The sequence below is a fragment of the Mesorhizobium sp. HAY1-8B genome, from assembly GCF_056868045.1.
Genome location: NZ_CP200321.1, coordinates 4,836,551 through 4,861,469, shown reverse-complemented (window position 1 = coordinate 4,861,469; position 24,919 = coordinate 4,836,551). Strand labels below are relative to the sequence as shown.

The following is a 24,919-nucleotide window of genomic DNA, read 5'->3' as shown; positions in this document are numbered from 1 at the left end:
TCGATACCATGTTCCAGACCGTCGGCGCGGCAAAGCTGCCGCGTCGACAAGTCTAATGCTGAAATCGCCTAGAAGGGAAAATCCTTGTAGTTCTTGGCGGTGAATTCGACAGGCGTCCCGGTGATGATCTGGCCATTGTCACCGATGGTGTAGGTGCCCGGCCACTTGCCCTTGCTCACCGTTACCGATTCGCCGGGCTTGCCTTCGATCGTGCCTTCGGCGAGTGCCTTGGCGACATAGTAGGAGACATAGCCGAGCTTGCTCGGATCCCAGAGGTAGAAGCCGCCGATGGTGCCATCGAGCATGTAGTCGGCGGTGATGCTGGGCACGCAATTGCCCGAAAGCTTGATCAGGCCCTTGCCCTTGTTGACGGATTCCAGCGCGCGCGCCACCGCGGGCAGGCCAGGGCAGGTCGGTGCGAATATGCCCTTGAGGTCGGGATACTTGGTCGTCAACGCAACGGTCGCGTCGAATGCCTTCTGCTCATTGTCGTAGCCGTAGACGGTGTCGACCAGTTCAAGGCCCGGGTGCTTTGAAACCTCATCCTTGAACGCCTCGATCCACAGGTTCTGGTTCGCCGCGGTCGGCTGTGCCGAAACCACCGCGACTTGGCCCTTCGGGTCCGGTCCGAGTTCACGGATCAGGAGTTCCGCGCCGAAGCGCCCGATCGAGTCGCTCGTTGCCTGATTGACGAACACGGTGCGGCCGCCGCTGGCATCGGCGTCGAAGGTGATCACCTTGGCGCCCAATTTTGCCGCGCGCTTCATGGCAGGCACGACTGCGTCGGGGTCGTTAGGCGCGATGGCGATGGCCGGGATATGGCGATCGGCCAGGCTGTTGATGATATCGACCTGCGCCTTGGCGCTGGCTTCGGTGGGACCATAGTTCTTGACGCTGCCGCCAGTCTCCTCGGCCGCGATCTTCGCGCCAGCCAGCGTCGCGTTGTAGTATGGATTGGTGGTCGATTTGATCACCATGGCCAGTTCGAAGTCGGCGGCTTGTGCCGCTCCGCTCATCATCAAGCCACCGGCCGCCATCGCGGCCAGCGTACCCGCGGTAAAAGTCCGCATAAGCCTTCTGCACATCTCAATTCCTCCCTTATTGGTGCAATTCGGCACCGACGCCGCTTTCACGTGAAGGTCCACCTTGTTGCTCTCTGCGATGTGCCTCCATGCCGGTCAGAAGACGGGCATCAACCTCCCTGGTTTTATGCGGCACGATCGATGTTGTTAGTGGTTACATGTTATCGATATCAAGTCAAGCAACCGCTCTGCGCCAAGGCCTGTTTCTGCCGAAATATCGACGATTCTGGAATAGATTCATCTGGCGGCGATCCGCAAAATTATGTTACCGATATCTGCAAACATATTTGGCTTTTACGAGGAGACACATCGCCATGAAAAATCGTCAATTTGGCCGCTTGGGTCGCAACGTCAGCGAGATCGGTTTCGGGTCCTGGGGCATCGGCGGCGGCCAATGGGTCGAGGTCGAGGAAGACCAGGCGCTGGCCGCGCTCGATGCAGCGCTTGATCTAGGCGTGACATTCATCGACACCGCTGACGTCTATGGCGATGGCCGTTCCGAAAAGCTCATCGCCAAGGTGCTCAAAAGGCGAGGCGGGCCGCGTCCCTTCATCGCGACCAAACTCGGCAAACGGCTGCCGATCCAACTGGTGTCGGGATACACGCTTGAGAACATGAAAAGCTGGGTGCAGCGCAGCCTGGATTTTCTCGAGACCGATGCGCTCGACCTGGTGCAACTGCATTGTCCGCCGACCGATCTCTACTACCATCAGGAGGTTTTCGCCGCGCTCGATGAGATCGTCGCCAGCGGCAGGCTGAAAGCCTATGGCGTCAGCGTCGAGCGCATCGAGGAAGCGCTCAAGGCGATCGAGTTTGCCAACGTGGTCAGCGTGCAGATCATCTTCAACATCCTGCGCCAGCGGCCGATCGACCTGTTTTTCGAGCAGGCCAGGAAGAAGAATGTTGCCATCGTCGCACGCGTCCCGCTGGCGAGCGGGCTGCTGTCGGGCAAGTTCAAGCCGGACAGCCAGTTCGACAAGGCGGACCACCGCAACTTCAATCGCAATGGCGAAGCCTTCGATGTCGGGGAGACCTTTTCCGGAATGCCCTACGACAAGGGGTTGGAGGTGATCGAACGTATCCGACCGCTCGTCGGCAGTGTCAGCATGGCGCAGTTCGCGCTGCGCTGGATCCTGATGTTCGATGCCGTCACGGTCGTCATTCCAGGGGCAAGGACTGCCGAACAGGCCAGGTCCAATTCGCAGGCAGCCGCACTTCCGGCGCTGTCCCCGGAGGTGATGGCGCAGTTGAAGGCAATCTATGAGACCGATGTGAAACCGTTCGTTCATCAGCGCTGGTGAGCAGGGCATAGCGGGGCCGCACGGTGCGGCCCCACCTGAAACATCCTAAAGCCCTTCTTCGAGAGCGATCAGATTGATCTGCGTCATGCGTGCGTTCGGCCGCTGTGTCGCGGCAAAGACCACGGCATCCGCCACATCCTCGGCCTCAAGAAAACCGGACTGGTCGATGAAGTCCTGTGTGCGCCCCTTGCCGAGGGCGAACTCGGTCTTCACTCCGGCCGGACAGATCACCGCCACCTTGATGCCGAAGGGCTGAAGTTCGATGCGCAACGCATTGGTGAAGCCCACCTGTGCATGCTTTGTCGCGCAATAGACAGCCTCGCGCGTGAAGCCGCGGATGCCGGCCTGTGACGAGACCTGAAGGATCAGCCCCTTCTTCTGCGATTTCATCACCGGCACCGCATGGCGGGTGAACAGGAAGGTGCTGCGCATGTTGGTGTTCATGATCTCGTCATAGGCCTCGACGTCATAGTCGAGAAAATCGGCATAGCTGCCGATACCGGCATTGTTGAGCAACACGTCTATCCGGCCGAATTTGTCGACCGCCCCTTCCACGGCTTGCCTGGCTGTCGCCTCCTGCGCGACGTCGCCGGCCACAACAAGGCAGCGGCCACCCTGTTGTTCGATCTCGGCCTTGAGGCTTTCGAGCTTGTCCGCCGAGCGGGCTACGGCAACGACCGCAGCGCCTTCGCGGGCCAGTCCGAGCGCGCTGGCGCGACCGATGCCCTTGCTCGCTCCCGTCACGATCGCGACTTGATCCTTCAGTCGATCCATCCTGCTTCCTCCTGTCATTTCGCGATCGAGCCGCCTTCGACACCCAGCGCCTGTCCGATGATCATGTTGGACGCTTCGGATGCCAGGAACACAGCGGCGGCGCCGATCTCCTCGGGATCGGTGATGCGGCCGGCGACGCCACGCGCCAGCAACTCCCTGGCGATCTCGGGCTTCTGCATGGCCGGCGTCGTCATGTCCGACCATGTGGCGCCCGGACAGATGGCATTGACCTGCACATTGTGCGGTCCCCACTCGACCGCGAGGATGCGGGTCAGCTGGATAAGGCCGCCCTTGGTCGTGCCGTAAGCGGCATGGCCGGCATAGCCGACGATGCCTGCGTCGGAAGCGATGTTGATGATCTTGCCGCGCCGGCGCTCGATCATGCCGCCGGCGACGGCCTGGGCGCAGAAGAATGGCGCCCTGAGATTGACGTCCATCAGCCGGTCCCAGGTCTCCGGCGCCACATCGAGCGAAGGCTCGACCTGGTTGATGCCGGCATTGTTGACGAGAATGTCGATCGGGCCGAGTGCACTCTCGGCCTTCTTCACCATGGCCCCGACTAGGGCGACATCGGACAGGTCGGCTGGAACTTCGACCACCCGTCGGCCCATTGCCTTGATTTCGGCGGCGACACTGGCAAGCCCTGCTGCTTTGCTTCCGTTGACTGCGATATCGGCTCCGGCATGCGCCAGTGCCAAAGCAATCGAGCGACCCAGGCCGCGGCCGGCGCCGGTCACCAGCGCCACCTTACCGTTCAGTCCAAATTCGAGAAACTTCGTCAAACCCTTCCTCCAATTGTCGACGCCGCCAGCGCCATTTTCAAAAGCCTATTGGAGCGCCGCGCGGGCGCAGTCTTCGTCCTGTTCGCCTGTGCCGCCGCTGACACCGATGGCGCCGATGATCGTCTCGTCCCGCCTGACCGGCAGTCCGCCGGGCGAGAGCACGAAGCGTTGATCGATGCTGTTGATGCCGAACCCGCCGGCGCCGGGCTGGGCGATCGGCCACAACTCGCCGCTGGGCCGCTGCCAGGAGATGGCGGTGTAGGCCTTGCCGGCCGCGATCGTCAGCGATGCCAGTTGCGTTCCGTCCATCCGTTCGAACGCCACCGGATTGCCGCCCGAATCCACCACCGCCGCCGCCACTTGGATACCGATTTCGGCAGCGCGTTGGTGGGCCTTCGCGATCATGGCGCGGGCATCGTCGATTCTCATGTCAAAACCTTTCAGTTGGCCGGCCGGAAGCTGCGCTCGGGCAGCCCGGCGATGTCGGTGTCGAGGGCAAAGAGCGCGCCGGCCAGCCGTTCGCCCCTGTGCAGCCGCATCATCGCGGTGGTGATGTAGAGCGTCTTGAAGTCGGCGCCGCCGAAGGTGCATGTCGTCACGTCGGTGCAAGGCATCTCGACGATGCGGTCGATCTTTCCATCCGGAGACACGCGCACGACACAGCTGCCGCCAAAACGACAATTCCACAGATAGCCCTCGCTATCGACGATCGAGCCGTCCGGCCTGCCGCGCTCGAAGCCGGCGAAGAAGACGCGGCCATTGCCGATCGCTCCGGTTGATCCGTCGAAATCAAAGGCGCGGATTTCGTTGGCGGTGGTGTCGCCGAAATAGAAGGTGTTGCCATCCGGGCTCCAGCAGACGGTATTGGAAATCCCGATCTCGGTTCTCATGGCGGTGCTGGCGCCGGACGCCTCGATGCGAAAGAGCGTGCCCAGTCCCGGTGTCGTCCAATTGGCCTCGACCTCGAAATCGAGGTCGCCATTTTCCAGGATGTTGTTCTCCATCGAGCCCACCCAGAAGCGGCCTTGGGGATCGGCGCGCCCGTCGTTGAACCTGACTCTGGGATAGCCAGGTAGGGTCATAGGAAGAGGCTCGATGGAATGGTCTTTTGGCCGCCATAGAACCAGCCGGCTGCCAAGCGTCACCAGCATCACGCCATTGCGCGTGGTCGGGGCAAGGGCGACCACCGTCTCGGGAAACTCCCAGGACCGGACGCTAGCGCTCGACTCATCGTAGCGGTGGACCAGGAATCGGCCGATATCGCACCAGTAGAGCGCGTTCTCGGCCGCACACCACGTCGCGGCCTCGCCGCAGCGGTTCGCGGTTGGTTCGACCAGCCTCACATTCCCCATATCAAACTCCCCCGCACGTAGCTGTTGACGAGATGAAAACTTTCTGCAACTTTTGTCGATATTGCAAGAACTAGTCAATAGCTTGCATTCTTGCAATGCCGAGGGATCAGATGCTGGGAGGAGGCGTCATCCCGCCGGGTGAGGAAATTCGCAAATATCCCCCGAGAAATGATGAAATCGCGTCCATTTCGGGCGATGGTTAGAACGTGTGGAGGAAATCGATGCAATCGACGATCCGTCTCAATCTCACGGCCATGATGATGGCTAGCGTTGCAATTTTTGCAACTACTGCAACGGCGCTGTCTCAGGAGAAGCCACTTATCGCCTTTGCGCAGGAAGGGCTCTACAACAGCTGGCGCACCGCCAACAACGACAGCATTCTCGCCGAGGCCGAGAAGGCAGGCTACAAGATCCAGTGGGTGCAGGCCGAAGGCGACCAATCCAAGCAGGTCGCACAGGTTCAGGACTTGCTTAAGCTGAAACCCAAGGTGCTGATCGTGGAGCCCGCCGAACAGCAGGCGGCCACTCCAATCGCCGCTCTTGCCGATGCTGCCGGCGTGCCGCTAATCGTGGCGGACCGTGGGCTTGGCGTGCCGCCTGGCAAAGGCCAGTACAAGATCCTGATCGAAGTCGACTGGAAGGCGGTCGGCGTTGAACTCGGCAAGTCCGCGGTCGAGGCTTTGAAGCTGCGCAAGGGATCACCCGCCGGCAACATCGTGGAGCTGGTCGGCACCGTCGGCTCGACGCCGCAGATCGGCATGGACGAAGGCTTCAAGTCGGTCATCTCCGCCCACCCGGACATCAAGATCATCGCGACGCAGGACGGGCATAACGAACGTGGCCCGGGCCTGACGATCATGGAGAACTTCCTGACCGCGCATCCCGCCGGCCAGATCGACCTCGTCTGGGCTCAGAACGATGAGATGGCGATTGGTGCGCTGAAGGCCATTCAGGCGGCCGGCCGCGACGAACTGCTGGGCGGCATTCTGAGCAAGGACGGCCAGCTTGAGGCGGTGAAGGAAGTCGCCGCGGGCAATTTCGCCGCCGACTGCACCAACACTCCCTATTTCGGGCCGATCATCATGCCGTATGTGGCTGATCTGCTCGCCGGCAAGGAGATCCCGGCGCATCCGCCGAAGCCGTTCATCTGCATCAACAGCCTGACCGACGCCGCCAAGAAGGAGGCCCAGGACCTGCTGGCCCAGATGCAAGATCAGAAGATGGCATTCGCGCCGAAGTGACCAGCCAGGCGAGCCTCTCGCCGAGAGGATCTGGCGCTTCGGCGCCGGATCCCTCCAACAAAGAGAACCTGACAGTGGAGCCTCTGCTCGAAGCCCGAAATCTGACCAAGGCCTATCCCGGCACGGTCGCCTTGCGAGACGTATCGTTCGATCTGCTCAGCGGCGAGGTTCACTGCCTGATCGGCGAAAATGGCGCCGGCAAATCAACGCTCATAAAAATCCTCGCCGGCGCGGTGATCCAGGATACCGGGGATATCCTCATCGAGGGCAATTCGGTCCGCCGCACGCAGGTGCGCGAACGGCGGGACCTCGGCATCAGCGTGATCTACCAGGATCTCAACCTCGTGCCGCAGTTGACCGTCGCCGAGAACATCTATCTCGGCCATGAGCCGCGCACGACCTTTGGAGGCGTCGACGTCAAGAAGATGCGTGCCATGTCGCGCGAACTCATCGAGATGCTTGGCGTCGAGTTTCCGGTCGACGCCCAAGTCGGCGACCTGCCCATCCCACTGCAGCAGCTGACCGCCACCGCGCGTGCGCTGTCGCTGAATGGCAAGGTGCTGATCATGGACGAGCCGTCGACGGTTCTCTCAGGCAAGGATCTCGACGTGCTGTTCGATGTGGTGCGGCGGTTGCGCCAGCGCGGCATCGGCATCATCTATATCTCTCATCATCTGGAAGAGGTTTTTGCGCTTGGCGACCGGGTCACGGTGCTGCGCGACGGTCAGTTCGTTGCCACCAAGCCGGTGAGCGAGACCAGCAAGGACGATCTGATTCGCATGATGGTCGGCCGTTCGCTCGGCGACCTGAACAAGCCGATGGGCGGTCGTAGCGTGGGTGAGGAGGTGCTCAGGGTCGAGCGCCTGACCCGAGGACGCGTGCTGCGAAACATCTCGTTCTCACTGCGCAAGGGCGAAGTGCTGGGCATTGCCGGCCTTGTCGGGGCAGGGCGGACGGAACTGGCGCGTGCCATCGTCGGGCTCGACCATTTCGATAGCGGCGACATCTACTTCGAGGGCAAGGCGCGCCGCATCAAGGGGCCGAGCCAGGCAGTGGCGATGGGTATCAGTCTCGTTCCCGAGGACCGCAAGGCCGAGGGTCTGGTCTCGGTGCTCAGCATTCGAGCGAATGCCTCGCTCAGCGTGCTGCCACGCATGACCCGCTTCGGCTTCATCCGCTTCCGTGCCTTGCGCGAACGCATCGACCGGCTCGCCAAGCGCATGGCGATCAAGGCGCCGCGCCTCGACATGCGGGTGTCCGGGCTCAGCGGCGGCAACCAGCAGAAGGTCGTCCTGGCCAAGTGCCTCGCCACCGATTGCAAGGTGCTGATCCTCGACGAGCCGACCCGTGGCGTCGATGTCGGGGCGAAGGTCGAGATCTACAAACTGGTCGACGATCTTGTCGCCTCCGGCATGGCGATCCTGCTGATCTCGTCCGAGCTGCCCGAGATCCTGTCGCTCAGCGACCGCATCCTGGTGATCTCGGAGGGACGCATCGCGGCGGAGCTCGACGGTCGCACGGCCACCCAGGAAGAGTTGATGGCGCATGCGGTTCCCAGTTCAAGCCGCAACGAACCGGAAAAGGCCGCGTGATGAGCACGAACTCGACCACCGAGCCCGGCCGCTTCAGCCGCCGGCTGACGCCGAGGACGGTCGCGCTGGAGTACAGCTCCTGGATACTGCTGGCAGTGCTGATCATCATCGGCACTTCGGTCAGCCCGCTGTTCCTTACGCCTGAGAATTTCGTCGACATCCTCTACCAGTCGTCGATCATCGGCGTGCTTGCGATCGGTCAGTTCCTCGTCATTCTCACCGGCGGCATCGATCTCGGCGTCGGCTCGGTCTTGGCGCTGTCTGCGGTGGTCGGCGCTCTTGGGGTTACCGTCGGCGGCGTTCCCTTGGGGATTGCCGGCAGCCTCGTCGTCTGCGGCACGTTGGGTGGGCTGACCGGAGCGGTGGTTGCACTCGGCCGCATGCCGCCCTTCATCGTCACCTTCGGCACGCTCGCCATCGCGCGTGGACTGGCTCTGACACTTACCAGCGGCGGGCCGGTCAACCTGGCCGATCCGGCATTCTTCGCCATAGGCAATGGTTATTGGCCGCAGGTCATCTGGGCCGCTGTCATTGTCGCAGGCTATGTGTTGCTGGCGCGACTGCCGGTTGGCCGCCACATCTATGCGACCGGCGGCAATGAGGACTCGGCGCGTGTATCGGGCATCAATACCACTCGCATCCTGGTGCTTGTCTACGGTTTGTCCGCGGTCTGTGCGGCTATTGGTGGCCTGATATTCACGGCCCGCTCCACAGTGGCGCTGCCCACTTACGGTCAGGGCTACGAATTGCAGGCAATCGCTGCCTGCGTCCTTGGCGGCACCGATCTGTTCGGCGGCACCGGCAAGCTGGCCGGCGTGGTCATCGGCGTGATCATCCTGACGATGCTCGGCAATATCCTGACGCTCACCGGGGTCAACCCATTTTGGAATTTCATCGCCATTGGCGCCGCGCTCTGGATATCGGTGACCTTCCGCTCGCGGCTCATGGTGTCGCGCTGATGCCGGGATTTGTTGCAACCAGGCTTGATGGAGCGGTCGCATGACCCAGACCGATACTGTTGAACCCTCCGCGCACGGGGAGAGCCCTTTTCGCCGCCTGCTCGGTGTGCGCAGCCTGATTGTGCTGCTTCTCGTGATCCTGCTGGTGGCAGCACAGATCGCCTCGGGCGGCACGTTCATGCAGCCGCGCAACCTGCTCAACATCCTGGCACAGAACAGCATTACCGGCACGCTCGCCATTGGGCAGACGATCGTCATCCTGAGCGGCGGCATCGATCTGTCGCTGGGGTCGATAACCGCGCTGAGTTCGATTGTCACGCTCTCGCTGCAGGATCATGGACCGCTCGTGGCGCGTCTTGGCGGGCTTGGCGTCGGCCTCGGCTGCGGCGCGATCAACGGGCTGTTGGTGGTGGTCGGCCGCGTGCCGCCTTTCATCGCCACTTTGGGCATGATGCAGGCAGCGCTCGGCATGACCTACATCGTCTCCAACGGCTATCCGATCTATGAGACCGATCACATGGCGCTGGTCTTCGGCCTCGACAAGATCGGGCCGGTGCCGCTCATCATCTTCCTTTGGCTGTTCGTTGCGCTGGTTGCCTGGGTACTGCTCGCGTTCACGCGCTTCGGCGCCAGCGTCTACGCCATAGGCGGCAATGAACGGACCGCGATCAGCTCCGGCATCGAGGTCGGCCAGGTCAAGTTCTTCATCTACGTCATTGCCGGTCTCTGCGCCTCGGTGGCCGGCATCATCTCGATCAACCGGCTGGGCTACAGCCAGCCGACCATCGGCGCCTCGTTTACCCTGGACTCGATCGCACCGGTGGTGCTTGGCGGCACCAGCCTGCTGGGTGGTGTCGGCGGGGTGATCTCGACGCTCGGCGGCGTGCTCGTATCTGGCGTGCTGAACAATCTGATGGTGCTGCTTGGCGTCAATATTTACGTCGAACAGATCGTGCAGGGTGCGATCATTCTCGCCTTCGTCTTCCTCTTCATCCGCTTCCAGCGACGATGAACTCTGAACTCCTCCGCATTCGCAAGGGCCACGAACAAATGCCGAATTTGCTTGTCAAACCGAACCGCTCCGGCCCCGACGGGCAGGTTCATGACGTGTCCCCGGCATCCGCCCAATGGCGCTATGTCGGGTTCGATGTCTACGACCTTGCCGCCAGCAAGACGCTCAAGCGATCGACGGGTGATCGCGAGGCGCTGCTTGTATTTGTCAGTGGCCTCGGGTCGGTGCAGGCGGGTTCATACAGTTTCCCGGCGGTGGGTGGGCGCCTCACGCCTTTCGACGATGCACCGTTCTCGGTCTACCTCCCTCCGAGAACCGAGTTCATCGTCACGGCGTCGAGCCAGCTGGAACTGGCCGTGTGCAGCGCACCCGCCGTCGGGAAATACACGCCGCGGCTGATCCGGGCCGATGAGGTCGAGAAGATCACCCGCGGAACCGGTACGAACACACGCTATGTCCGCAACATCTTGCCGGAGACGGCTGAAGCCGAAAGCCTGCTAGTGGTGGAATCGGTGACGCCCGGGGGGCATTGGTCGAGCTACCCGCCGCACAAGCACGACACCGACAATCTGCCCAATGAGAGCGCTCTGGAGGAAACCTACTATCATCGCCTCTCGCCGCCGCAGGGCTATGGATTCCAGCGTGTCTATACAGACGACCGTTCCCTCGATGAAACCATGGCTGTGTATGATCGGGATGTGGTGCTTGTTCCAAAAGGTTATCACCCGGTATCGTCACCGTATGGTTTCAATCTTTACTATCTCAACGTCATGGCTGGACCGAAACGGATTTGGCGCTTTCACAATGAACGGTCGCATGAGTTTCTGGTCGCATAATTTGCGCGCAAGTCGTTGTGCAAAAGGCGCCGTTTGCGCTGCCGCCGCTGCCTGGCGCATGATCCTGCGGAGCGGAAACTGCGATTCGACAGGAATGGACAGGCCGCGGGGTCGCAACGGAAGTCGATCACCATGAAACGCCTGGCTCCCCTGGCCGAGATTGCAGCGCAGGTCGGTGTTTCCACGGCGACTGTCTCGCGCGCGCTCAAACGTCCCGACCTGGTGCGTGAAGAGACGCGGGTGGCTATTGTCTCAGCGGCCAGGAAGGCCGGCTATGTCGGTGCTGACGAGATGCTGATGGGCAAATCCGGCAAGGGCGTCATCGGCCTTGTCGTGCCCGACATCGAGAATCCATTCTTTTCCGTCTTAACGAAATCAGTCTTGCAGGAGCTTCGCCGCAGTGGCGTCAGTCTTATCGTGGCCGATACCAACGAGGAGTCGGTCGACGAAGGCGAGATCATCACAACCATGCTGCCGCGCGTGGATGGAGTGATCGTTGCCTCGTCGCGTCTTGGCGACAGCGAGATCAGCGAACTTGTGACTGGCAAACCCGTTGTCCTGATCAACCGTGAGCTGCAAGGGGTCTCCTCGATCGTCATCGACTACAGCACCGGCAGCCGACAGGCGGTCGAACATCTTGCAGCGCTTGGACATCGCCATATCGCTTACGCTGAAGGCCCTTCTACATCATGGTCCAACACGCAAAGACGCAAGAGTTTTGAAGCCGCGATGGCCGATCTCAAGCTTGAGGCCCAGATATTCGGTCCCTATACGCCGAAATTCGATGGCGGCGTCCAGGCGGCCGACATCGCTGTCGCGCGCGGCGTGACGGCGATCGTCGCCTACAATGACCTGATGGCATTCGGCATCATGTCGCGGCTGGCCAGCCGCGGCATTCGTGTGCCGGATCAAATGAGTGTGGTGGGCTTCGACGATGTGCCCGAGGCCTCGATATGGTCGCCCGCGCTCTCGACCGTCACCGTCTCGATCGGGGCAAGCGGCAGGCTTGCGGCCCTGGCGCTGCTGCGGGCCATTGCCGGAAAGGATCGCGACGCCGGCAGCCGCCGCATCATGAGCCAGCTGGTCGTGCGCGGTTCGACGGCCGGCATTGGCGCGGCGGACAAGTAACACAGGACCGAGCCACGTCTGCCCGAAGCTCTATCGCTCAACAAGGTCTAGAAAATCTGCGGTTCGGGCACGGCAGGGCCGAAGCCGGTTTGAAGAAAATCGAAGTCGCAGCCATCATTGGCCTGGGAGATATGGCGGGCGAAGAGCCAGCCATAGCCGCGCCCGTAGGGAGCGGGTCTGGCAGGCAGGCTGGATAGCCGCGATGCAATCTCGGCGTCGCCAAGCACTGCGTTCAGCGTCCGGTTTGGTACATCGAGCAAGATGCGGTCGCCGGTCCGCAGCGCGGCAAGCGGACCGCCAATATGCGCTTCCGGCGCGACATGGAGGATACAGGCGCCATAGCTGGTGCCGCTCATCCGGGCGTCGGAAATGCGTACCATGTCGCGGATGCCTGCTTTGATCAGCTTGGCGGGTATAGGCAGCATCCCCCATTCCGGCATGCCTGGCCCACCTTGCGGTCCGGCGTTGCGCAACACCACCACGTCATCGGCCTGCCAGTCGAAGTCGAGATCTTCCACACCGGCCTTCATGTCCGGATAGCTATCGAAGACCACGGCACGGCCCTCGTGAACGAGAAGATGCGGCGCACAGGCGGATGGCTTGATGACGCAGCCATCGGGCGCCAGATTGCCGCGCAACACGGCAAGCGCGCCCTCGTGGTAGACCGGATTGTCGAGGCTGCGAATGACGTCGGAATTGATCACTTCCGCATCCTCAAGCGTTTCGCCGAGCGAGTGTCCGGACACTGTGAGGGCGGACCGGTCGAGTTTGTCGCCCAACTGGGCCATCAGCGCCCGGAGGCCGCCGGCATAGAAAAAATCTTCCATGAGGTAGGTCTTGCCGCTCGGCCGGATGTTGGCGACGACCGGTGTGGTTCGGCTGACGGCGTCGAGGTCGTCAAGCGTCAAAGGCACACCGGCGCGACGGGCCATGGCAATCAGATGGATCACCGCGTTGGTCGAGCAGCCGGTCGCCATTGCAACGACGACGGCGTTGGCAACTGAGCTGGCGGTGATGATCTTCGCTGGCGTCAGGTCCTCCCAGACCATCTCGACCGCTCGGCGGCCAACTGCCGCTGCCATGCGGATGTGGTTGGAATCGGCCGCCGGAATGGAACTCGCACCCGGCAGCGTCAGCCCCATGGCTTCAGCGATCGCTGTCATGGTCGAGGCGGTGCCCATGGTCATGCAATGGCCGTAGGAGCGGGCGATGCCGCCTTCGACGCCGGCCCATGCCTCGGCGGTAAGCTTGCCGGCACGCCGCTCGTCCCAGTATTTCCATGCATCGGAGCCGCTGCCCAGCGCTTCGCCGCGATAGTTGCCGCGAAGCATGGGCCCAGCCGGCAGAAAGATCATCGGCAGTCCGGCGCTAATGGCGCCCATCACAAGACCCGGCGTGGTCTTGTCGCAACCGCCCATCAGCACCGCGCCGTCGGCCGGATGTGAACGCAACAGCTCCTCCGCCTCCATGGCGAGGAGATTGCGGTAGAGCATGGTGGTCGGCTTGACGAGGGTTTCCGACAGCGACTGCACCGGAAGCTCCATGGGGAATCCGCCCGCTTGCAGCACCCCACGCTTCACGTCTTCGACGCGATGCTTGAAATGGGCATGGCACGGGTTGGCGTCGGACCATGTGTTGAGGATTGCAATGACCGGCCTGCCGCCCCAGTCGGCTTCACCATAGCCCATCTGCATCATGCGTGAGCGATGGCCGAAAGACCTGAGATCGTCGGGCGCGAACCAGCGTGCGCTTCTAAGGTCGGCGGCTGCTTTTGTCATGATCAGATTCCGAAGCAATTTGGGTGCGCCTGTCGTGCACGATCGGCTTGAAGGCGCCTGCGACAGGGTCTCGAATGAGGCTTACTGTCGATACAATATCGACGTGCACTTCTGCAGGCTCAGGCGGAGGCGAGTGCTGAGTTCATCAACGTAACAGCCGGTGCCTGCCAGACAGGGCGTACCATGGGCTGCGACGACCCCGAGCGACTGGGCTGGGCACGGATTGCTGAATTTCTCGATCGCGACGGCGTCTGCGGCTTCCGTCTTATCCCATCCAGCAATGCGGACAGGCTACAATCCCATCTGGAAGCACAGGGTTTCCGCTTTGATAGATGGGACGTTTTCCTTGCTGATCGCCGTTCCGCTCTCGCAGCTTCGGAGGCAATCCTGTCACATGGTTTACCGGACGAATTTAGGGAGCTTGAGCGGCCGGCCGACCCGCAGGGAAGGGACATGGTTGGAATTCAGACCCTTATGAATGATGCGGGCGTGGTGCCATTTTCAGGCTCGATGCTGACGGGCGGCGTGGGCCCCGCATCCACTGTGACGATTGGTGAAAAGGACGGCACTGCAGTGGCAGTGGCTCACGGCTACCTGCCACACAACTCCTTCAGCCCCTATCACCGATATGCTTGGGGCGGGCTTGTTGCTGTGGCGGAAGCGCAGCGGGGTAAAGGGCTGGGCAGCTACGTCAACGCGCTTATGATTGTCAGCGTATTCCGCGATCTCAACGCGACCCACGTCTATCAGCTTATCTCACCAACGAACTTACCATCCCGCCGAATGGTGGAGGCGTGCGGGCTGCGGCACGAACCTGAGCTTGTCTGCGGCATTGCAGCGCCTCACCAGAGCGCACGTCTGACGCGGTAATTCAACAGTGCTCCAACGTTTGTTATAGGACCACAAGCTAAACGGCAGGTTGTCTCCAGGTTTAGTCGGATACCGGACGGCCTGCTTTCGCGACGGCCTATTGGGCTGACATCTGGCGCGCTCTAAGGGGATAGCGCCTCACACGACGTGGGGTGTGCATGAGCGACCTTGTCTGGATGCGACTGATTGGCGACATAGGCCTGCGCACCGAAAGGGGAATGGCCGGGTCGGTTGCGGTTAAATCGGAACCGACCCTGCCGCCGCTCGTTGACCGATGCTGGTTGATCCCAGCGCACTTCCTGGACTTGCCCGCTGATCTCCCCCAAGGGACGGCGGGCCTTTTTGCGGAACAATTTCCTGCTGACGAAATTAGAAGGCTGCACTGCCGCCCATGCGGTGCGAGTTCCAACCTTGTCTGTGCCCGCTACCGAGAGGTGGCGGGCTTTTTTATGTGGCGCAGCCGCAACACGCATCTGCAACTTTGGCGCGAACGTCGTCCAGGCGGCGAAGTGCATTCATGACGGCGTCGAACGTCACCGGGCTCGAAGCACCCGGTGGTTTTCGCAGCACAGGCACGGATTCGACTGTGCAGGCATCGCACGCCCATGAGGCAAGAATGGCGCGCTTTTCCTGAGTGTCGAGCGTGGGGTCGCCCACCACATCATTGGGATGACTGAAGTGCCGCGCCGGAAACAGCAGTCGGTCAGCGAAGGATCACAAGTTCCACGGGCGATCGAGGGGACATTTTTCGACAAGGTTTGTTCCATCGAAAGTCTCCGCTTCCTAACAATCTCCTTGGCATCGTTGTGGGCCGTTTCCCTTCGACTTCAACCGCCGCAAAACTTCGTGGAGTTCGGTGCGAATTTCGAGACCTGAAAACCGCGCCCTGGCGAAATATATGCATGAATTCATGCCCCTAGCGGTCTTGAATGGAGAGTGCCCAAATTATTCGAGCGACCTCTTGAAACTCGAAAATACCGAAACTAGCTCGATATGCGCGCGACGCGTGAAAAGGGTCGCGGCACCCTGCACTGGCCGATATTGCCGTCCGGTGCGGAGGAACCTCAAAAATCTGTTTGTCCCGAAGGAGAACGATATGACGTTCCGTCCATTGCACGACCGCATTCTGCTCCGCCGCATCGAAGCCGAGGAGAAGACGGCCGGCGGCATCATCATTCCCGACACCGCTAAGGAGAAACCGCAGGAGGGCGAGGTCATCGCCGTTGGTCCCGGCACCCGCAGCGAGGCGGGCCAACTTCAGCCTCTCGACGTCAAGATCGGCGACCGCATCCTGTTCGGCAAATGGTACGGCACGGAGGTCAAGCTGGATGGCGAGGATCTCATCATCATGAAGGAAAGCGACGTGATGGGCGTGATCGATCAGGCCGCCACTCTGAAGAAGGCTGCCTGACGGCTTCTTCGAACGTCAACCAGTCAACGAAAGCTGCCTGAGAATTGAAGGAGTGATCCAATGGCTGCGAAAGAAGTGAAATTCCATACCGAAGCGCGCGAGAAGATGCTGCGCGGCGTCGACATTCTCGCCAATGCGGTGAAGGTCACGCTCGGCCCGAAGGGCCGCAACGTCGTCATCGACAAGTCGTTCGGTGCGCCACGCATCACCAAGGACGGCGTGACCGTCGCCAAGGAGATCGAGCTTGAGGACAAGTTCGAGAACATGGGAGCTCAGATGGTCCGCGAGGTGGCCTCTAAGACCAATGACCTGGCAGGTGACGGCACAACGACCGCCACTGTTCTCGCCCAGGCGATCGTGAAGGAGGGCGCCAAGGCTGTCGCCTCCGGCATGAACCCGATGGATCTGAAACGCGGCATCGACAAGGCGGTGGACGCAGTGGTCGCCGAACTGAAGTTCAATGCCCGCAAGGTGACCAAGAACGACGAGATCGCGCAGGTCGGCACGATCTCGGCCAATGGCGACGCCGAGATCGGCCGCTTCCTCGCGGAGGCAATGCAGAAGGTCGGCAACGAAGGCGTCATCACTGTCGAGGAAGCCAAGACCGCCGAGACCGAGCTCGAAGTGGTCGAAGGCATGCAGTTCGACCGGGGCTATCTCAGCCCGTGTTTCATCACCAACCAGGATAAGATGCGCGTCGAACTGGACGAGCCCTATGTGCTGATCCACGAGAAGAAGCTGTCCAATCTGCAAGCGCTGCTACCGGTTCTCGAAGCCGTGGTGCAGTCCGCTAAACCGCTGCTGATCATCGCCGAGGATGTCGAAGGCGAGGCGCTGGCGACGCTGGTCGTCAACAAGCTGCGCGGCGGCCTCAAGGTAGCCGCCGTCAAGGCGCCCGGATTCGGTGACCGTCGCAAGGCCATGCTGGAGGATATAGCCATCCTCACCGGTGGCACGGCCATCAGCGAGGATCTCGGCATCAAGCTGGAGAACGTGACCCTGCAGATGCTCGGCCGCGCCAAGAAGGTGGTGATCGAGAAGGAGAATACCACCATCGTCGACGGCGTCGGCCGCAAGGAGGAAATCCAGGGCCGTGTCGGCCAGATCAAGGGGCAGATAGAGGAGACCAACTCCGACTACGATCGCGAGAAGCTGCAGGAGCGGCTGGCTAAGCTTGCCGGTGGCGTCGCGGTCATTCGCGTCGGCGGCTCGACCGAAGTCGAAGTCAAGGAGCGCAAGGAGCGCGTCGATGATGCCATGCATGCGACGCGTGCTGCGGTCGAGGAAGGTGTATTGCCAGGTGGCGGCGTGGCGCTTCTGCGGGCGGCCAAGGCACTGGACAGCGTGCAGGCCGAGAATGAGGACCAGAAGCACGGTATCGAGATCGTGCGCCGCGCGATCGAGGCGCCTGTGCGCCAGATCGCCGAGAATGCCGGCGCGGAAGGCTCGATCATCGTCGGCAAGCTGCGCGAGAAGCCCGAATTCGGCTGGGGCTGGAATGCACAGACCAACGCGTTTGGCGACCTCTACAACGAGGGCGTCATCGATCCGGTGAAGGTGGTGCGGACCGCGCTCCAGGATGCGGCATCGGTTGCCGGTCTGCTGGTCACCACCGAGGCGATGGTGGCCGAGAAGCCGAAGAAGGAAGCGCCGGTTCCTCCAATGTCAGGCGCCGGTGGAATGGGCTTCTGACAAAAGATGGCAAGGTCCGCGCCCACCGGGGCGCGGCCCCCCTGCCAAAAGGGTAGAGCATGAACGTGATGAACTTTAACGTAATCCCCCCGCCGTCGCGTGCGGCCACCGATCTGAACTACGAAACGGACCTGAAAGTCGCTCTCGACCCGCTACTGGTCGAGTTGCTCGACAGAGCGGAGGCCGCGGGTTGGGATCGGCGCAAGGCAGCATACACGGTGATGTTTCTGGCCGCGCGAGATCTTACCGCCAGCAAGGGCCCTGGAAACGGGAGTTCGGCAAGCTAAGGCGCGCCGCGCGCGATCCATCGCGCGCCGTGGGAAGGGCTACCGGACGATTGAGCTAACGGCGTGAAACGGACTGCGCGTGGGAACCCTCGAGGGAGCGGGTGGTTGCCATCAATTGGTACGCACTTGAGTCCCACCGTGATCAATCGCAGAATGAGCGAGAGGACCAAGCTATCAAGCTGCCCGCCGCACGTGCCGCGACTCCTTGGACGGATGGCGGGCTCCGCAACAAGCAAGAAGGGCATTTTGAAAGCAGCCCGTCATGCAGGCCTGGTCAAAGCCTCATAGCGAGATCAGCGCCGAGGCAAGTGTTTGCTTTGCAGACGACGCAACCTGGACGATCGCATGCCTCCGTCAAACGACAAAAGGAAGCGTCTCGGTTGGGGCCGAAAACGGAATGGCAACTCCTGGGAAAGTGAGACGAGAAGGCCGCCTTATGCTTATCCAGCAACTCGGGAAAACCAGGCCGCGCTAAGCGAATAGGGCCGATTGTGTGTTGAGTTGTCGACGAGCTTCGTCAGCGCTGACCGCATGACTGAACAAGAAGCCCTGACCCTGCTGACATCCCTCATTCACCAGCATCGTTTGCTGCTGCTCGTTCTGAACTCCTTCTGCAGCAACCGTCAGCCCTAGACCGGACCCGAGCCCGACCAACGCGCGTACGATCGCGGCACTCTCCGGATTCTCGGCCATCGCCTGAACAAAGCTCCGATCGATCTTAATGGTGTCCAACTTGAAATTGCGCAGATGATAGAGGCTCGAATAACCCGTTCCGAAATTGTTCAGCGCGATCTTCACTCCGGTCTCGTGAATGGCTCCGAGAACGCGCTTGGCGGCGTCGAGGTCGGCAACCAGCGCACTTTCGGTAATCTCCAGTTCGAGACGCGATGCGGGCAGGCCGCTCTCTCCAAGAATAGCGACGATACGGAGCCCAAACGTATCGTCCCTGAGAAGCGCCGGGGGCACTCCAAGAGACAGCGTGACATTGCGTCCCCACGTGGCTGCATCCCGGCAGGCCTTTCGTAGAAGATCGTCCACAAGCGCCTGAATGAGGCCTGTGGTATCTGCGATGGCGATGAGGCGCGCCGTGTCCAATTCTCCATATTGGTCATGCATCCATCGGATCGTGGCTTCAAAGCTGATGATCGCGCCACTCTTCAGGTCGATTCTCGGTTGGTAGATTACTTCCAATTTACTCGTGCCGATCGCCGCACGAAGATCGCGCTCAAGGTTGTCGCGCTCCCGAATATGGTGGTCCATCTCCTCTTCAAAGAAGCGTAGCGCACTCTGACCCACAGCCTTGGCGCGATAGAGCGCGACATCCGCTTTGCGCACGAGCGTTTCGGCGTCAGCCCCATCGGCGGGTGCCAGGGCAATGCCGATGCCCGCGCCGATCGAATGCTCACCCGCACCCGTGGGCACGGGATCTTTCAAGGCGTCGATTATCCTTAGAGCCAGGGTCGCAGCGGCCTCGGCACCTGCCAGATGGCGAGCCAGAACTGCGAACTCGTCACCCCCCAACCGCGCGACCATATCGTTGTCCCGAATCGCCTTACGGAGGCGGATCGCCGTCTGGATCAGCGCCTCATCACCCGTCGGGTGTCCATGAACATCGTTGATGCGCTTGAACCCGTTGAGATCGAGCATGAAGACCGCGTGGACGGCATCCGCACCAGGCGGAGCTGCCAGAGCTGCTTTAAGGGCAGAGTTGAACTGGCGCCGGTTGGGAAGACCAGTGAGTGTGTCCTCGAAAGCTAGGGCACGAGCCTCTTCTTCTGCCGCCCGCCGGCGGCCAATCTCCCGCCTTTGCGCCCCAAGCCGCGACCACCCAAACAAAGCAAAGCCGAGCGCACATACGGCGAATATCTCGTCAAGCTCAAAGGTGAGATCCCTCTCGACGACGGACTCGTTTGGAAAGACGTCAAATTGCCAAATGCCAAAGCCGGCTGCGATCACGACAGCGGCTATCATGCCCATATCGGTCAAGGTGAAGCGATACCGGATGATCATATCCTTAAGCCAGGTCAAAAGGCGGGAATTCATGGTCGTGCTCCAGCCGCCATATTCGCTCGGTTGGCTGAACGATCGCTTAAGACCGTCAAACGGTGCGACGCGGGAGCACGACTGCAGACTGGCCGTTCCCTCGGCCCCACTGCGGAGACACCTACGGTAGGGTGGCATTGGGCACTGGTCATCATCATCGGCCGAGTGAAGCACTTGCGCGGCAAGGAAGATTTACGCCATGGTTCGCTCCAAGACTTTCGCGGGAGTGAACAGAGGAGGCTCACGAGATGTCGCGGTGCACGATGAGGGGCAACCTTGCTTCTGCCGATCGCCACTTCCCACCAAACACCGCTACGTCCCCTGGCCCTTTTGTTCATGCCGTTCCGTTTCGAACGCCCGCTTTCCCTTCTTGGCCCAGAAGTCCCGCGCATGCTCGCCTTCATGGCTCTGGAGCTTGGCGGCCATCCAGAGCAGTGCGCCGTAGATTATGGCGCGGTTATCGCCGGTGAGGTCGACGATGCCAGCCTTGACGACGAGACCTCCGAGTTCGATCAGATGTCGGGTGCGCTTGCGTCGCTCGACCTGCCAGGTGCGCATATCATGCCGAGCCCGCGCCGCCTGCCGGCGATTGCGCGCTGCCCGGTTGCGCTTGAGCGCTGCGCAGGTTGCGCTGAGATGCCGGAGCAGTTCGCCGGGACCGGCTCTCGAAAAACGTTACTCCACGCTTGGCCCATGCCTCACGCTTTGCGGCTTCCTTCGTCTCGGCGATGGCGACGAGCGCGCCGGCGAGTTCGTCGGTGCTGAGCTGATCGGCGCCGGTGGCGATCACCAGGTCGCCAAGCTGCTGCACCTTTCGCGTTTTGAGTTCTCGCGCTTTGTCTTCCAGCGCCTTCAGTTCGGCGTCGAAGTCCCGTGGTTTTCGCATGGTTGTCTCCGTTGATTGTTGATGCGGCGATGATAAGCGAGCGTCCGCCGGAAGGCTTCAGGGTTGCCGAGACAGCCCGGGACGGGCTGGTCCATCCCGAGATTTTTTCGAGGGAGGGCGCGCTTATACGTCGTGCCGACGTACGCTTTGCCGTGCAAATGATCCTGTCGCGATGGCGATCTATCATCTTCACGTCAAGGTCATTGGCCGCAAGGCAGGCTCCAGTGCCGTGGCGTCTGCCGCCTACCGCTCGGCTTCGCGGCTGCGTGACGAGCGGATCGAACGCAGCCATGATTTTTCGGCCAAGCGCGGTGTCGTTCATTCCGAGGTGATGTTGCCGGAGGACGCACCGGAGGCCTGGCGCGACCGCGAGAGGCTGTGGAACGATGTCGAGGCGTTCGAGGTGCGCAAGGATGCGCAGCTCGCGCGCGAGGTCGAGTTTGCGCTGCCACGCGAACTCAGCCAGCCGCAAGGCATCGAACTGGCGCGCGACTTTGTACAAGCCGAGTTTGTCAGCAAGGGTATGGTGGCCGATCTCAATGTGCATTGGGACAGGGCGGAGGATGGCAGTCCCAAGCCGCATGCTCATGTCATGCTCACCATGCGGGCCGTGGACGAGAATGGTTTTGGGTCAAAGGTTCGAGACTGGAATGCTACCCAGCTGGTCGAGCGCTGGCGCGAGCGGTGGGCCGAGCTTGCGAACGAGCGCCTGGCCGAACTCGACATCGACGCCCGCATCGATCATCGCAGCCTGGAAGCGCAGGGCATTTCCCTCGAGCCGCAGACCCAGATTGGTGCACCGGCGCAACGTATCGAGGGCAGTGGCCTTGCTGCTGGCGACATGGAAGCAGATCGCGCCGAACTGCATCGCGAGATCGCGCGCAACAATGGTGCGCGCATCATTGCCGATCCATCCGTGGCGCTCGATGCCATCACCCATCAGCAATCGACCTTCACCCGAAAGGACATGGCGAAGTTTGCGCATCGCCACAGCGATGGTCTCGAGCAGTTCAACGTGGTGGTGGCAGCCATCAGCAATTCACCCGATCTGATTGAGCTCGGCAAGGACAGGCGCGGCGAAGACCGTTTCACCACCCGGCAGATGATCGAGACCGAGCAGCGCCTTCACCGCGCGGCGGAGCGTATGGACATGGACGAGCGACACGCGGTGAGTGACGTCCATCGCGAAGCAGCACTGGCGCGCGCAGCACAACGCGGGCTTGTTCTGTCAGGCGAGCAGACCGATGCGCTTGCGCATATCACCGATGGCCGTGGTCTTGGTGTCATTGTCGGCTTTGCCGGAACGGGCAAGAGCGCCATGCTGGGCGTTGCGCGCCAGGCATGGGCAACGGCGGGCTACGAGGTCCGAGGCGCCGCTCTCTCCGGCATTGCCGCTGAAAATCTCGAGAGCGGATCAGGAATTGCTTCGCGCACCATTGCCAGCATGGAGCATAGCTGGGGACAGGGCACGGATCTGCTCACAGCACGCGATGTCCTGGTGATCGATGAGGCCGGCATGGTCGGCACGCGCCAGTTGGAGCGCGTGCTTTCCCATGCGGCGGACGTTGGCGCAAAAGTCGTCCTCGTCGGCGATCCGCAGCAGTTGCAGGCGATCGAAGCTGGCGCCGCATTCCGCTCGATTCACGAGCGACATGGCGGCGTCGAAATCGGCCAGGTGCGCCGGCAGCGCGAGGACTGGCAGCGCGACGCAACGCGCGATCTGGCAACCGGCAGGATCGCCGCTGCGATCGATACCTATGAGGCACAAGGCATGGTGCATCAGGCCGCGACGCGCGACGAGGCACGTAACGAACTGGTCGAGCGCTGGGATCGCGACAGACAGGCGCATCCAGAGGCAAGCCGGATCATTCTCACCCATACAAATGACGAAGTGCGCGCGCTGAACCGGGCAGCGCGGGGGCGCATGCGCGCCGCCGGCGATCTCGGCGACGAAGTGCAAGTGACTGTCGAACGCGGCCCAAGAAACTTTGCCAGCGGCGACCGCGTCATGTTCCTGCGCAACGAGCGCGGGCTCGGCGTCAAGAACGGCACGCTGGGCATCGTGGAGGAGCTCAGCACACAGAGCATGACCGTGCGCACCGATGATGACAGATCGGTGCGCTTCGACCTGAAAGACTATGCCCACATAGACCATGGCTATGCCGCGACCATCCACAAGGCGCAGGGTATGACCGTCGACCGGACCCATGTGCTGGCGACGCCGGGCATGGATGCCCATGGCAGCTACGTCGCCCTGTCGCGGCATCGCGAAGGGATGGAACTGCATTACGGCAACGATGACTTCGCAACCCGCGAACGGCTGGTCCGGACGCTGTCACGCGACCGCGCCAAGGACATGGCGTCGGACTACGATCAGATCGACCCGGCGAAACACTATGCCGAGCGGCGCGGCATCACGGTCCGTGACCGCGTGGTCGAGATCGTGCGCCGCATCGTTCCCGAGAAGCTGCGCGACAGGATCGGCGGACTGCTGGACGGGTGGCGCTCGCCCGGAGACGTCGAACCCGGCCAAGAACGTGGTCGGCCGGCAAGGGAAAATACTGGGACGCAAATCGGAGATGCTGGCTCCACGCCCGAAAGGAAAACTCCCGCCACGGGAGTGTCGCGCGACACGGATATGCCGATAGACGCGGAAGCTGCGTTGCGTAGCGCTCGCACGAAGGCGCTTGTGCGTCACGCGCGCGCTCTCGACGCGATATCGCACAATGCAAATGCGGACGGGCAGGGCAGTCCCGACCAGATGCGCGAATTGAGGGATGCCCGTAGCGCTTTCGAGCAGGTTCGGCCGCATGGCTGGCGCGATGCCGAAGCGGCCTATGTGAAAAATCCCAAACTTGTCCGCGAAGCGGGGGCCGGCCGCGTCAACCGCATCGTGCTTGCTCTCCAGCTTGAGACGGAAATCCGCACTGGGATGGACATCGATCCCGGCCGCCGCGCCGACCGGTTTGTGGAACGCTGGCAAAAGCTCGATCGGACAGGACGGGGGCAATATCAGGCCGGCGACATGTCCGGCTACAAATCAACGCGCTCGGCCATGTCCGACATGGCCAAGAGCCTCGAACGCGATCCTCAACTTGAGTCACTCCTTGCCAATCATAAGAAGGCGCTCGGCATTCAGATCGAATCCGGCCGTCGTCTCGGGGCGGAACTCGCCTTTAACCACAGCATCGGGCTTGGCCGAGGCAAAGGCATCGGAATCTGACCATCCGGTTTGCCGCCGTTTCCACGCCGCAGACTGCTGAAGCGACAAACCTGGTTGTGTCCAGCTTTCGGTCCGTCCTGTCTGTCCCAGCAGGTACCGGCAACAACCAATGAGAAGCAGGCGAGCTATGTCTCAGCCAGATCGCATCGTACGCCTCAGAACCGTCCTTGACCGGACCGGCCTGTCCCGCTCAACCCTTTATCGCAAGATTGCCGAAGGCACGTTCCCAGCCCAGATCAAAATCAGCATAAACGGGGCCGGCTGGCGGGAATCAGAAGTAAATCAATGGATCGAAAATCCGGTCGCCTGGCGAAGAGATTCCTAGCTCTGATTGCGCGATAAACGAACGCCAGGGCCACCGCCGTTCTCTGGAATGAATTCTATTCCGGCTGCTTCGAACGTGTCGCGGAGTGCACCGACGGTAGTCACTTTTAGTTCTTCTCCCCGCTCAAATCGGGCCACAGTATCGGGCGATACACGAGCATTTCGAGCCAAGTCTCTCATCCCCCAGCCGAGGGCGACCCGTGCCATCTTGCACTGGATGATGTTCATTTCGTAACATCGCTACGATTTACGTTAATCTGCATCGTCACTGGAGCTATCGTAACCCTGATACGATTATAGGAGGCGCTTTCTGCGGCTGCTGACGGTGTTACGACCACCTTCAGCA

The 24,919-nt window shown here is 61.6% G+C and carries 24 protein-coding genes and 1 pseudogene; 15 read left to right on the top strand and 10 right to left on the bottom strand.

Annotated features, from left to right (window positions below; all coding sequences use genetic code 11):
• Window positions 1-68 precede the first annotated feature (68 nt).
• The gene (locus tag AC1VON_RS23320; protein WP_483124999.1) at window positions 69-1,085 is read right to left on the bottom strand and encodes a substrate-binding domain-containing protein; all 1,017 of its coding nucleotides are present in this window, start codon (window positions 1,083-1,085) and stop codon (window positions 69-71) included.
• Window positions 1,086-1,396: 311 nt separating this feature from the next.
• On the opposite strand from AC1VON_RS23320, the gene AC1VON_RS23315 reads away from it, so the two are divergent.
• On the top strand, window positions 1,397-2,383 hold the full coding sequence (locus AC1VON_RS23315) for an aldo/keto reductase (protein ID WP_483124998.1): 987 nt from the start codon (window positions 1,397-1,399) through the stop codon (window positions 2,381-2,383).
• A 45-nt stretch (window positions 2,384-2,428) separates the two neighbouring features.
• Here the strand turns inward: AC1VON_RS23315 and AC1VON_RS23310 are convergent, their stop codons facing one another.
• Genes AC1VON_RS23310 through AC1VON_RS23295 form a run of 4 tightly spaced genes read right to left on the bottom strand, consistent with a single transcriptional unit; the run spans window position 2,429 to window position 5,291 of the window.
• Window positions 2,429-3,157 (bottom strand): SDR family oxidoreductase, encoded by a 729-nt coding sequence (locus AC1VON_RS23310; protein ID WP_172350239.1) that lies wholly within the window; start codon window positions 3,155-3,157, stop codon window positions 2,429-2,431.
• 14 nt (window positions 3,158-3,171) lie between these two features.
• A complete protein-coding gene (locus tag AC1VON_RS23305) occupies window positions 3,172-3,939 on the bottom strand; it encodes an SDR family NAD(P)-dependent oxidoreductase (protein ID WP_172350240.1) in 768 nt (255 codons plus the stop codon).
• A gap of 45 nt (window positions 3,940-3,984) precedes the next feature.
• A complete protein-coding gene (locus AC1VON_RS23300) occupies window positions 3,985-4,368 on the bottom strand; it encodes a GlcG/HbpS family heme-binding protein (RefSeq protein ID WP_483124997.1) in 384 nt (127 codons plus the stop codon).
• Window positions 4,369-4,379: 11 nt separating this feature from the next.
• The gene (locus AC1VON_RS23295; RefSeq protein WP_172350242.1) at window positions 4,380-5,291 is read right to left on the bottom strand and encodes an SMP-30/gluconolactonase/LRE family protein; all 912 of its coding nucleotides are present in this window, start codon (window positions 5,289-5,291) and stop codon (window positions 4,380-4,382) included.
• A gap of 221 nt (window positions 5,292-5,512) precedes the next feature.
• Here AC1VON_RS23295 and AC1VON_RS23290 point away from each other — a divergent pair, with 221 nt between their 5' ends.
• The 6 genes from AC1VON_RS23290 to AC1VON_RS23265 all read left to right on the top strand — a co-directional run bounded on the left by AC1VON_RS23290 (window position 5,513) and on the right by AC1VON_RS23265 (window position 12,059).
• On the top strand, window positions 5,513-6,532 hold the full coding sequence (locus tag AC1VON_RS23290; protein WP_172350243.1) for a substrate-binding domain-containing protein: 1,020 nt from the start codon (window positions 5,513-5,515) through the stop codon (window positions 6,530-6,532).
• Window positions 6,533-6,606: 74 nt separating this feature from the next.
• Window positions 6,607-8,124 carry a sugar ABC transporter ATP-binding protein gene (locus tag AC1VON_RS23285; protein ID WP_483124996.1) on the top strand — a complete coding sequence of 506 codons (1,518 nt, stop codon included), beginning with the start codon at window positions 6,607-6,609 and terminating at the stop codon, window positions 8,122-8,124.
• The gene (locus AC1VON_RS23280) at window positions 8,124-9,083 is read left to right on the top strand and encodes an ABC transporter permease (RefSeq protein ID WP_172350245.1); all 960 of its coding nucleotides are present in this window, start codon (window positions 8,124-8,126) and stop codon (window positions 9,081-9,083) included. Before AC1VON_RS23285 ends, AC1VON_RS23280 begins: the two co-directional genes overlap by 1 nt.
• 40 nt (window positions 9,084-9,123) lie before the next feature.
• Window positions 9,124-10,095, top strand: a complete 972-nt coding sequence (locus tag AC1VON_RS23275) for an ABC transporter permease (protein WP_483124995.1) — start codon at window positions 9,124-9,126, stop codon at window positions 10,093-10,095.
• Window positions 10,096-10,133: 38 nt separating this feature from the next.
• Window positions 10,134-10,931 carry a 5-deoxy-glucuronate isomerase gene (gene iolB / locus AC1VON_RS23270; protein WP_483126365.1) on the top strand — a complete coding sequence of 266 codons (798 nt, stop codon included), beginning with the start codon at window positions 10,134-10,136 and terminating at the stop codon, window positions 10,929-10,931.
• 132 nt (window positions 10,932-11,063) lie between these two features.
• The gene (locus AC1VON_RS23265) at window positions 11,064-12,059 is read left to right on the top strand and encodes a LacI family DNA-binding transcriptional regulator (RefSeq protein WP_172350247.1); all 996 of its coding nucleotides are present in this window, start codon (window positions 11,064-11,066) and stop codon (window positions 12,057-12,059) included.
• A 47-nt stretch (window positions 12,060-12,106) separates the two neighbouring features.
• Here AC1VON_RS23265 and araD read toward each other — a convergent pair whose 3' ends face one another.
• On the bottom strand, window positions 12,107-13,837 hold the full coding sequence (gene araD, locus AC1VON_RS23260) for an L-arabinonate dehydratase (protein ID WP_483124994.1): 1,731 nt from the start codon (window positions 13,835-13,837) through the stop codon (window positions 12,107-12,109).
• A 183-nt stretch (window positions 13,838-14,020) separates the two neighbouring features.
• On the opposite strand from araD, the gene AC1VON_RS23255 reads away from it, so the two are divergent.
• The 6 genes and pseudogenes from AC1VON_RS23255 to AC1VON_RS23230 form a co-directional block, all read left to right on the top strand.
• The gene (locus AC1VON_RS23255) at window positions 14,021-14,707 is read left to right on the top strand and encodes a GNAT family N-acetyltransferase (RefSeq protein ID WP_483124993.1); all 687 of its coding nucleotides are present in this window, start codon (window positions 14,021-14,023) and stop codon (window positions 14,705-14,707) included.
• 158 nt (window positions 14,708-14,865) lie between these two features.
• Entirely contained in the window at window positions 14,866-15,228 is a 363-nt protein-coding gene (locus AC1VON_RS23250) for a hypothetical protein (protein ID WP_483124992.1), read from the top strand.
• A gap of 575 nt (window positions 15,229-15,803) precedes the next feature.
• A complete protein-coding gene (locus tag AC1VON_RS23245) occupies window positions 15,804-16,118 on the top strand; it encodes a co-chaperone GroES (RefSeq protein WP_483124991.1) in 315 nt (104 codons plus the stop codon).
• Window positions 16,119-16,178: 60 nt separating this feature from the next.
• Complete coding sequence (groL, locus tag AC1VON_RS23240; protein WP_483124990.1) at window positions 16,179-17,810, top strand: chaperonin GroEL; 1,632 nt, start codon at window positions 16,179-16,181, stop codon at window positions 17,808-17,810.
• A 59-nt stretch (window positions 17,811-17,869) separates the two neighbouring features.
• Entirely contained in the window at window positions 17,870-18,097 is a 228-nt protein-coding gene (locus AC1VON_RS23235; RefSeq protein ID WP_483124989.1) for a hypothetical protein, read from the top strand.
• 172 nt (window positions 18,098-18,269) lie between these two features.
• Window positions 18,270-18,347, top strand: a pseudogene (locus AC1VON_RS23230) (DUF982 domain-containing protein); the annotation flags it as partial.
• 221 nt (window positions 18,348-18,568) lie between these two features.
• On the opposite strand, the gene AC1VON_RS23225 reads toward AC1VON_RS23230, so the two are convergent.
• The 3 genes from AC1VON_RS23225 to AC1VON_RS23215 all read right to left on the bottom strand — a co-directional run bounded on the left by AC1VON_RS23225 (window position 18,569) and on the right by AC1VON_RS23215 (window position 21,026).
• Window positions 18,569-20,140 carry a putative bifunctional diguanylate cyclase/phosphodiesterase gene (locus AC1VON_RS23225; RefSeq protein WP_483124988.1) on the bottom strand — a complete coding sequence of 524 codons (1,572 nt, stop codon included), beginning with the start codon at window positions 20,138-20,140 and terminating at the stop codon, window positions 18,569-18,571.
• 312 nt (window positions 20,141-20,452) lie between these two features.
• Entirely contained in the window at window positions 20,453-20,698 is a 246-nt protein-coding gene (locus AC1VON_RS23220; RefSeq protein ID WP_483124987.1) for a conjugal transfer protein TraD, read from the bottom strand.
• A 1-nt stretch (window position 20,699) separates the two neighbouring features.
• Window positions 20,700-21,026 carry a conjugal transfer protein TraD gene (locus tag AC1VON_RS23215; RefSeq protein ID WP_483124986.1) on the bottom strand — a complete coding sequence of 109 codons (327 nt, stop codon included), beginning with the start codon at window positions 21,024-21,026 and terminating at the stop codon, window positions 20,700-20,702.
• A 172-nt stretch (window positions 21,027-21,198) separates the two neighbouring features.
• Between AC1VON_RS23215 and traA the strand changes: the two genes are divergently transcribed.
• Together traA and AC1VON_RS23205 are read left to right on the top strand one after the other, a co-directional pair.
• Complete coding sequence (traA, locus tag AC1VON_RS23210; protein ID WP_483124985.1) at window positions 21,199-24,249, top strand: Ti-type conjugative transfer relaxase TraA; 3,051 nt, start codon at window positions 21,199-21,201, stop codon at window positions 24,247-24,249.
• A 127-nt stretch (window positions 24,250-24,376) separates the two neighbouring features.
• Window positions 24,377-24,574 carry a helix-turn-helix transcriptional regulator gene (locus AC1VON_RS23205; RefSeq protein ID WP_483124984.1) on the top strand — a complete coding sequence of 66 codons (198 nt, stop codon included), beginning with the start codon at window positions 24,377-24,379 and terminating at the stop codon, window positions 24,572-24,574.
• On the opposite strand, the gene AC1VON_RS23200 is transcribed toward AC1VON_RS23205, so the two are convergent.
• Window positions 24,571-24,801 (bottom strand): transcriptional regulator, encoded by a 231-nt coding sequence (locus AC1VON_RS23200; RefSeq protein WP_483124983.1) that lies wholly within the window; start codon window positions 24,799-24,801, stop codon window positions 24,571-24,573. The two genes, AC1VON_RS23205 and AC1VON_RS23200, sit on opposite strands and share 4 nt — an antisense overlap.
• Window positions 24,802-24,919 lie beyond the last annotated feature (118 nt).

What these genes read in the sequence shown, in the direction of transcription:
- AC1VON_RS23320 (WP_483124999.1), bottom strand. Translation starts at nt 1,085, where the DNA reads ATGTGCAGAAGGCTTATGCGGACTTTTACCGCGGGTACGCTGGCCGCG.
- AC1VON_RS23315 (WP_483124998.1), top strand. Translation starts at nt 1,397, where the DNA reads ATGAAAAATCGTCAATTTGGCCGCTTGGGTCGCAACGTCAGCGAGATC.
- AC1VON_RS23310 (WP_172350239.1), bottom strand. Translation starts at nt 3,157, where the DNA reads ATGGATCGACTGAAGGATCAAGTCGCGATCGTGACGGGAGCGAGCAAG.
- AC1VON_RS23300 (WP_483124997.1), bottom strand. Translation starts at nt 4,368, where the DNA reads ATGAGAATCGACGATGCCCGCGCCATGATCGCGAAGGCCCACCAACGC.
- AC1VON_RS23295 (WP_172350242.1), bottom strand. Translation starts at nt 5,291, where the DNA reads ATGGGGAATGTGAGGCTGGTCGAACCAACCGCGAACCGCTGCGGCGAG.
- AC1VON_RS23290 (WP_172350243.1), top strand. Translation starts at nt 5,513, where the DNA reads ATGCAATCGACGATCCGTCTCAATCTCACGGCCATGATGATGGCTAGC.
- AC1VON_RS23280 (WP_172350245.1), top strand. Translation starts at nt 8,124, where the DNA reads ATGAGCACGAACTCGACCACCGAGCCCGGCCGCTTCAGCCGCCGGCTG.
- AC1VON_RS23275 (WP_483124995.1), top strand. Translation starts at nt 9,124, where the DNA reads ATGACCCAGACCGATACTGTTGAACCCTCCGCGCACGGGGAGAGCCCT.
- iolB (WP_483126365.1), top strand. Translation starts at nt 10,134, where the DNA reads ATGCCGAATTTGCTTGTCAAACCGAACCGCTCCGGCCCCGACGGGCAG.
- AC1VON_RS23265 (WP_172350247.1), top strand. Translation starts at nt 11,064, where the DNA reads ATGAAACGCCTGGCTCCCCTGGCCGAGATTGCAGCGCAGGTCGGTGTT.
- araD (WP_483124994.1), bottom strand. Translation starts at nt 13,837, where the DNA reads ATGACAAAAGCAGCCGCCGACCTTAGAAGCGCACGCTGGTTCGCGCCC.
- AC1VON_RS23255 (WP_483124993.1), top strand. Translation starts at nt 14,021, where the DNA reads ATGGGCTGCGACGACCCCGAGCGACTGGGCTGGGCACGGATTGCTGAA.
- AC1VON_RS23250 (WP_483124992.1), top strand. Translation starts at nt 14,866, where the DNA reads ATGAGCGACCTTGTCTGGATGCGACTGATTGGCGACATAGGCCTGCGC.
- AC1VON_RS23245 (WP_483124991.1), top strand. Translation starts at nt 15,804, where the DNA reads ATGACGTTCCGTCCATTGCACGACCGCATTCTGCTCCGCCGCATCGAA.
- groL (WP_483124990.1), top strand. Translation starts at nt 16,179, where the DNA reads ATGGCTGCGAAAGAAGTGAAATTCCATACCGAAGCGCGCGAGAAGATG.
- AC1VON_RS23235 (WP_483124989.1), top strand. Translation starts at nt 17,870, where the DNA reads ATGAACGTGATGAACTTTAACGTAATCCCCCCGCCGTCGCGTGCGGCC.
- AC1VON_RS23225 (WP_483124988.1), bottom strand. Translation starts at nt 20,140, where the DNA reads ATGAATTCCCGCCTTTTGACCTGGCTTAAGGATATGATCATCCGGTAT.
- AC1VON_RS23220 (WP_483124987.1), bottom strand. Translation starts at nt 20,698, where the DNA reads ATGCGCACCTGGCAGGTCGAGCGACGCAAGCGCACCCGACATCTGATC.
- AC1VON_RS23215 (WP_483124986.1), bottom strand. Translation starts at nt 21,026, where the DNA reads ATGCGAAAACCACGGGACTTCGACGCCGAACTGAAGGCGCTGGAAGAC.
- traA (WP_483124985.1), top strand. Translation starts at nt 21,199, where the DNA reads ATGGCGATCTATCATCTTCACGTCAAGGTCATTGGCCGCAAGGCAGGC.
- AC1VON_RS23205 (WP_483124984.1), top strand. Translation starts at nt 24,377, where the DNA reads ATGTCTCAGCCAGATCGCATCGTACGCCTCAGAACCGTCCTTGACCGG.
- AC1VON_RS23200 (WP_483124983.1), bottom strand. Translation starts at nt 24,801, where the DNA reads ATGAACATCATCCAGTGCAAGATGGCACGGGTCGCCCTCGGCTGGGGG.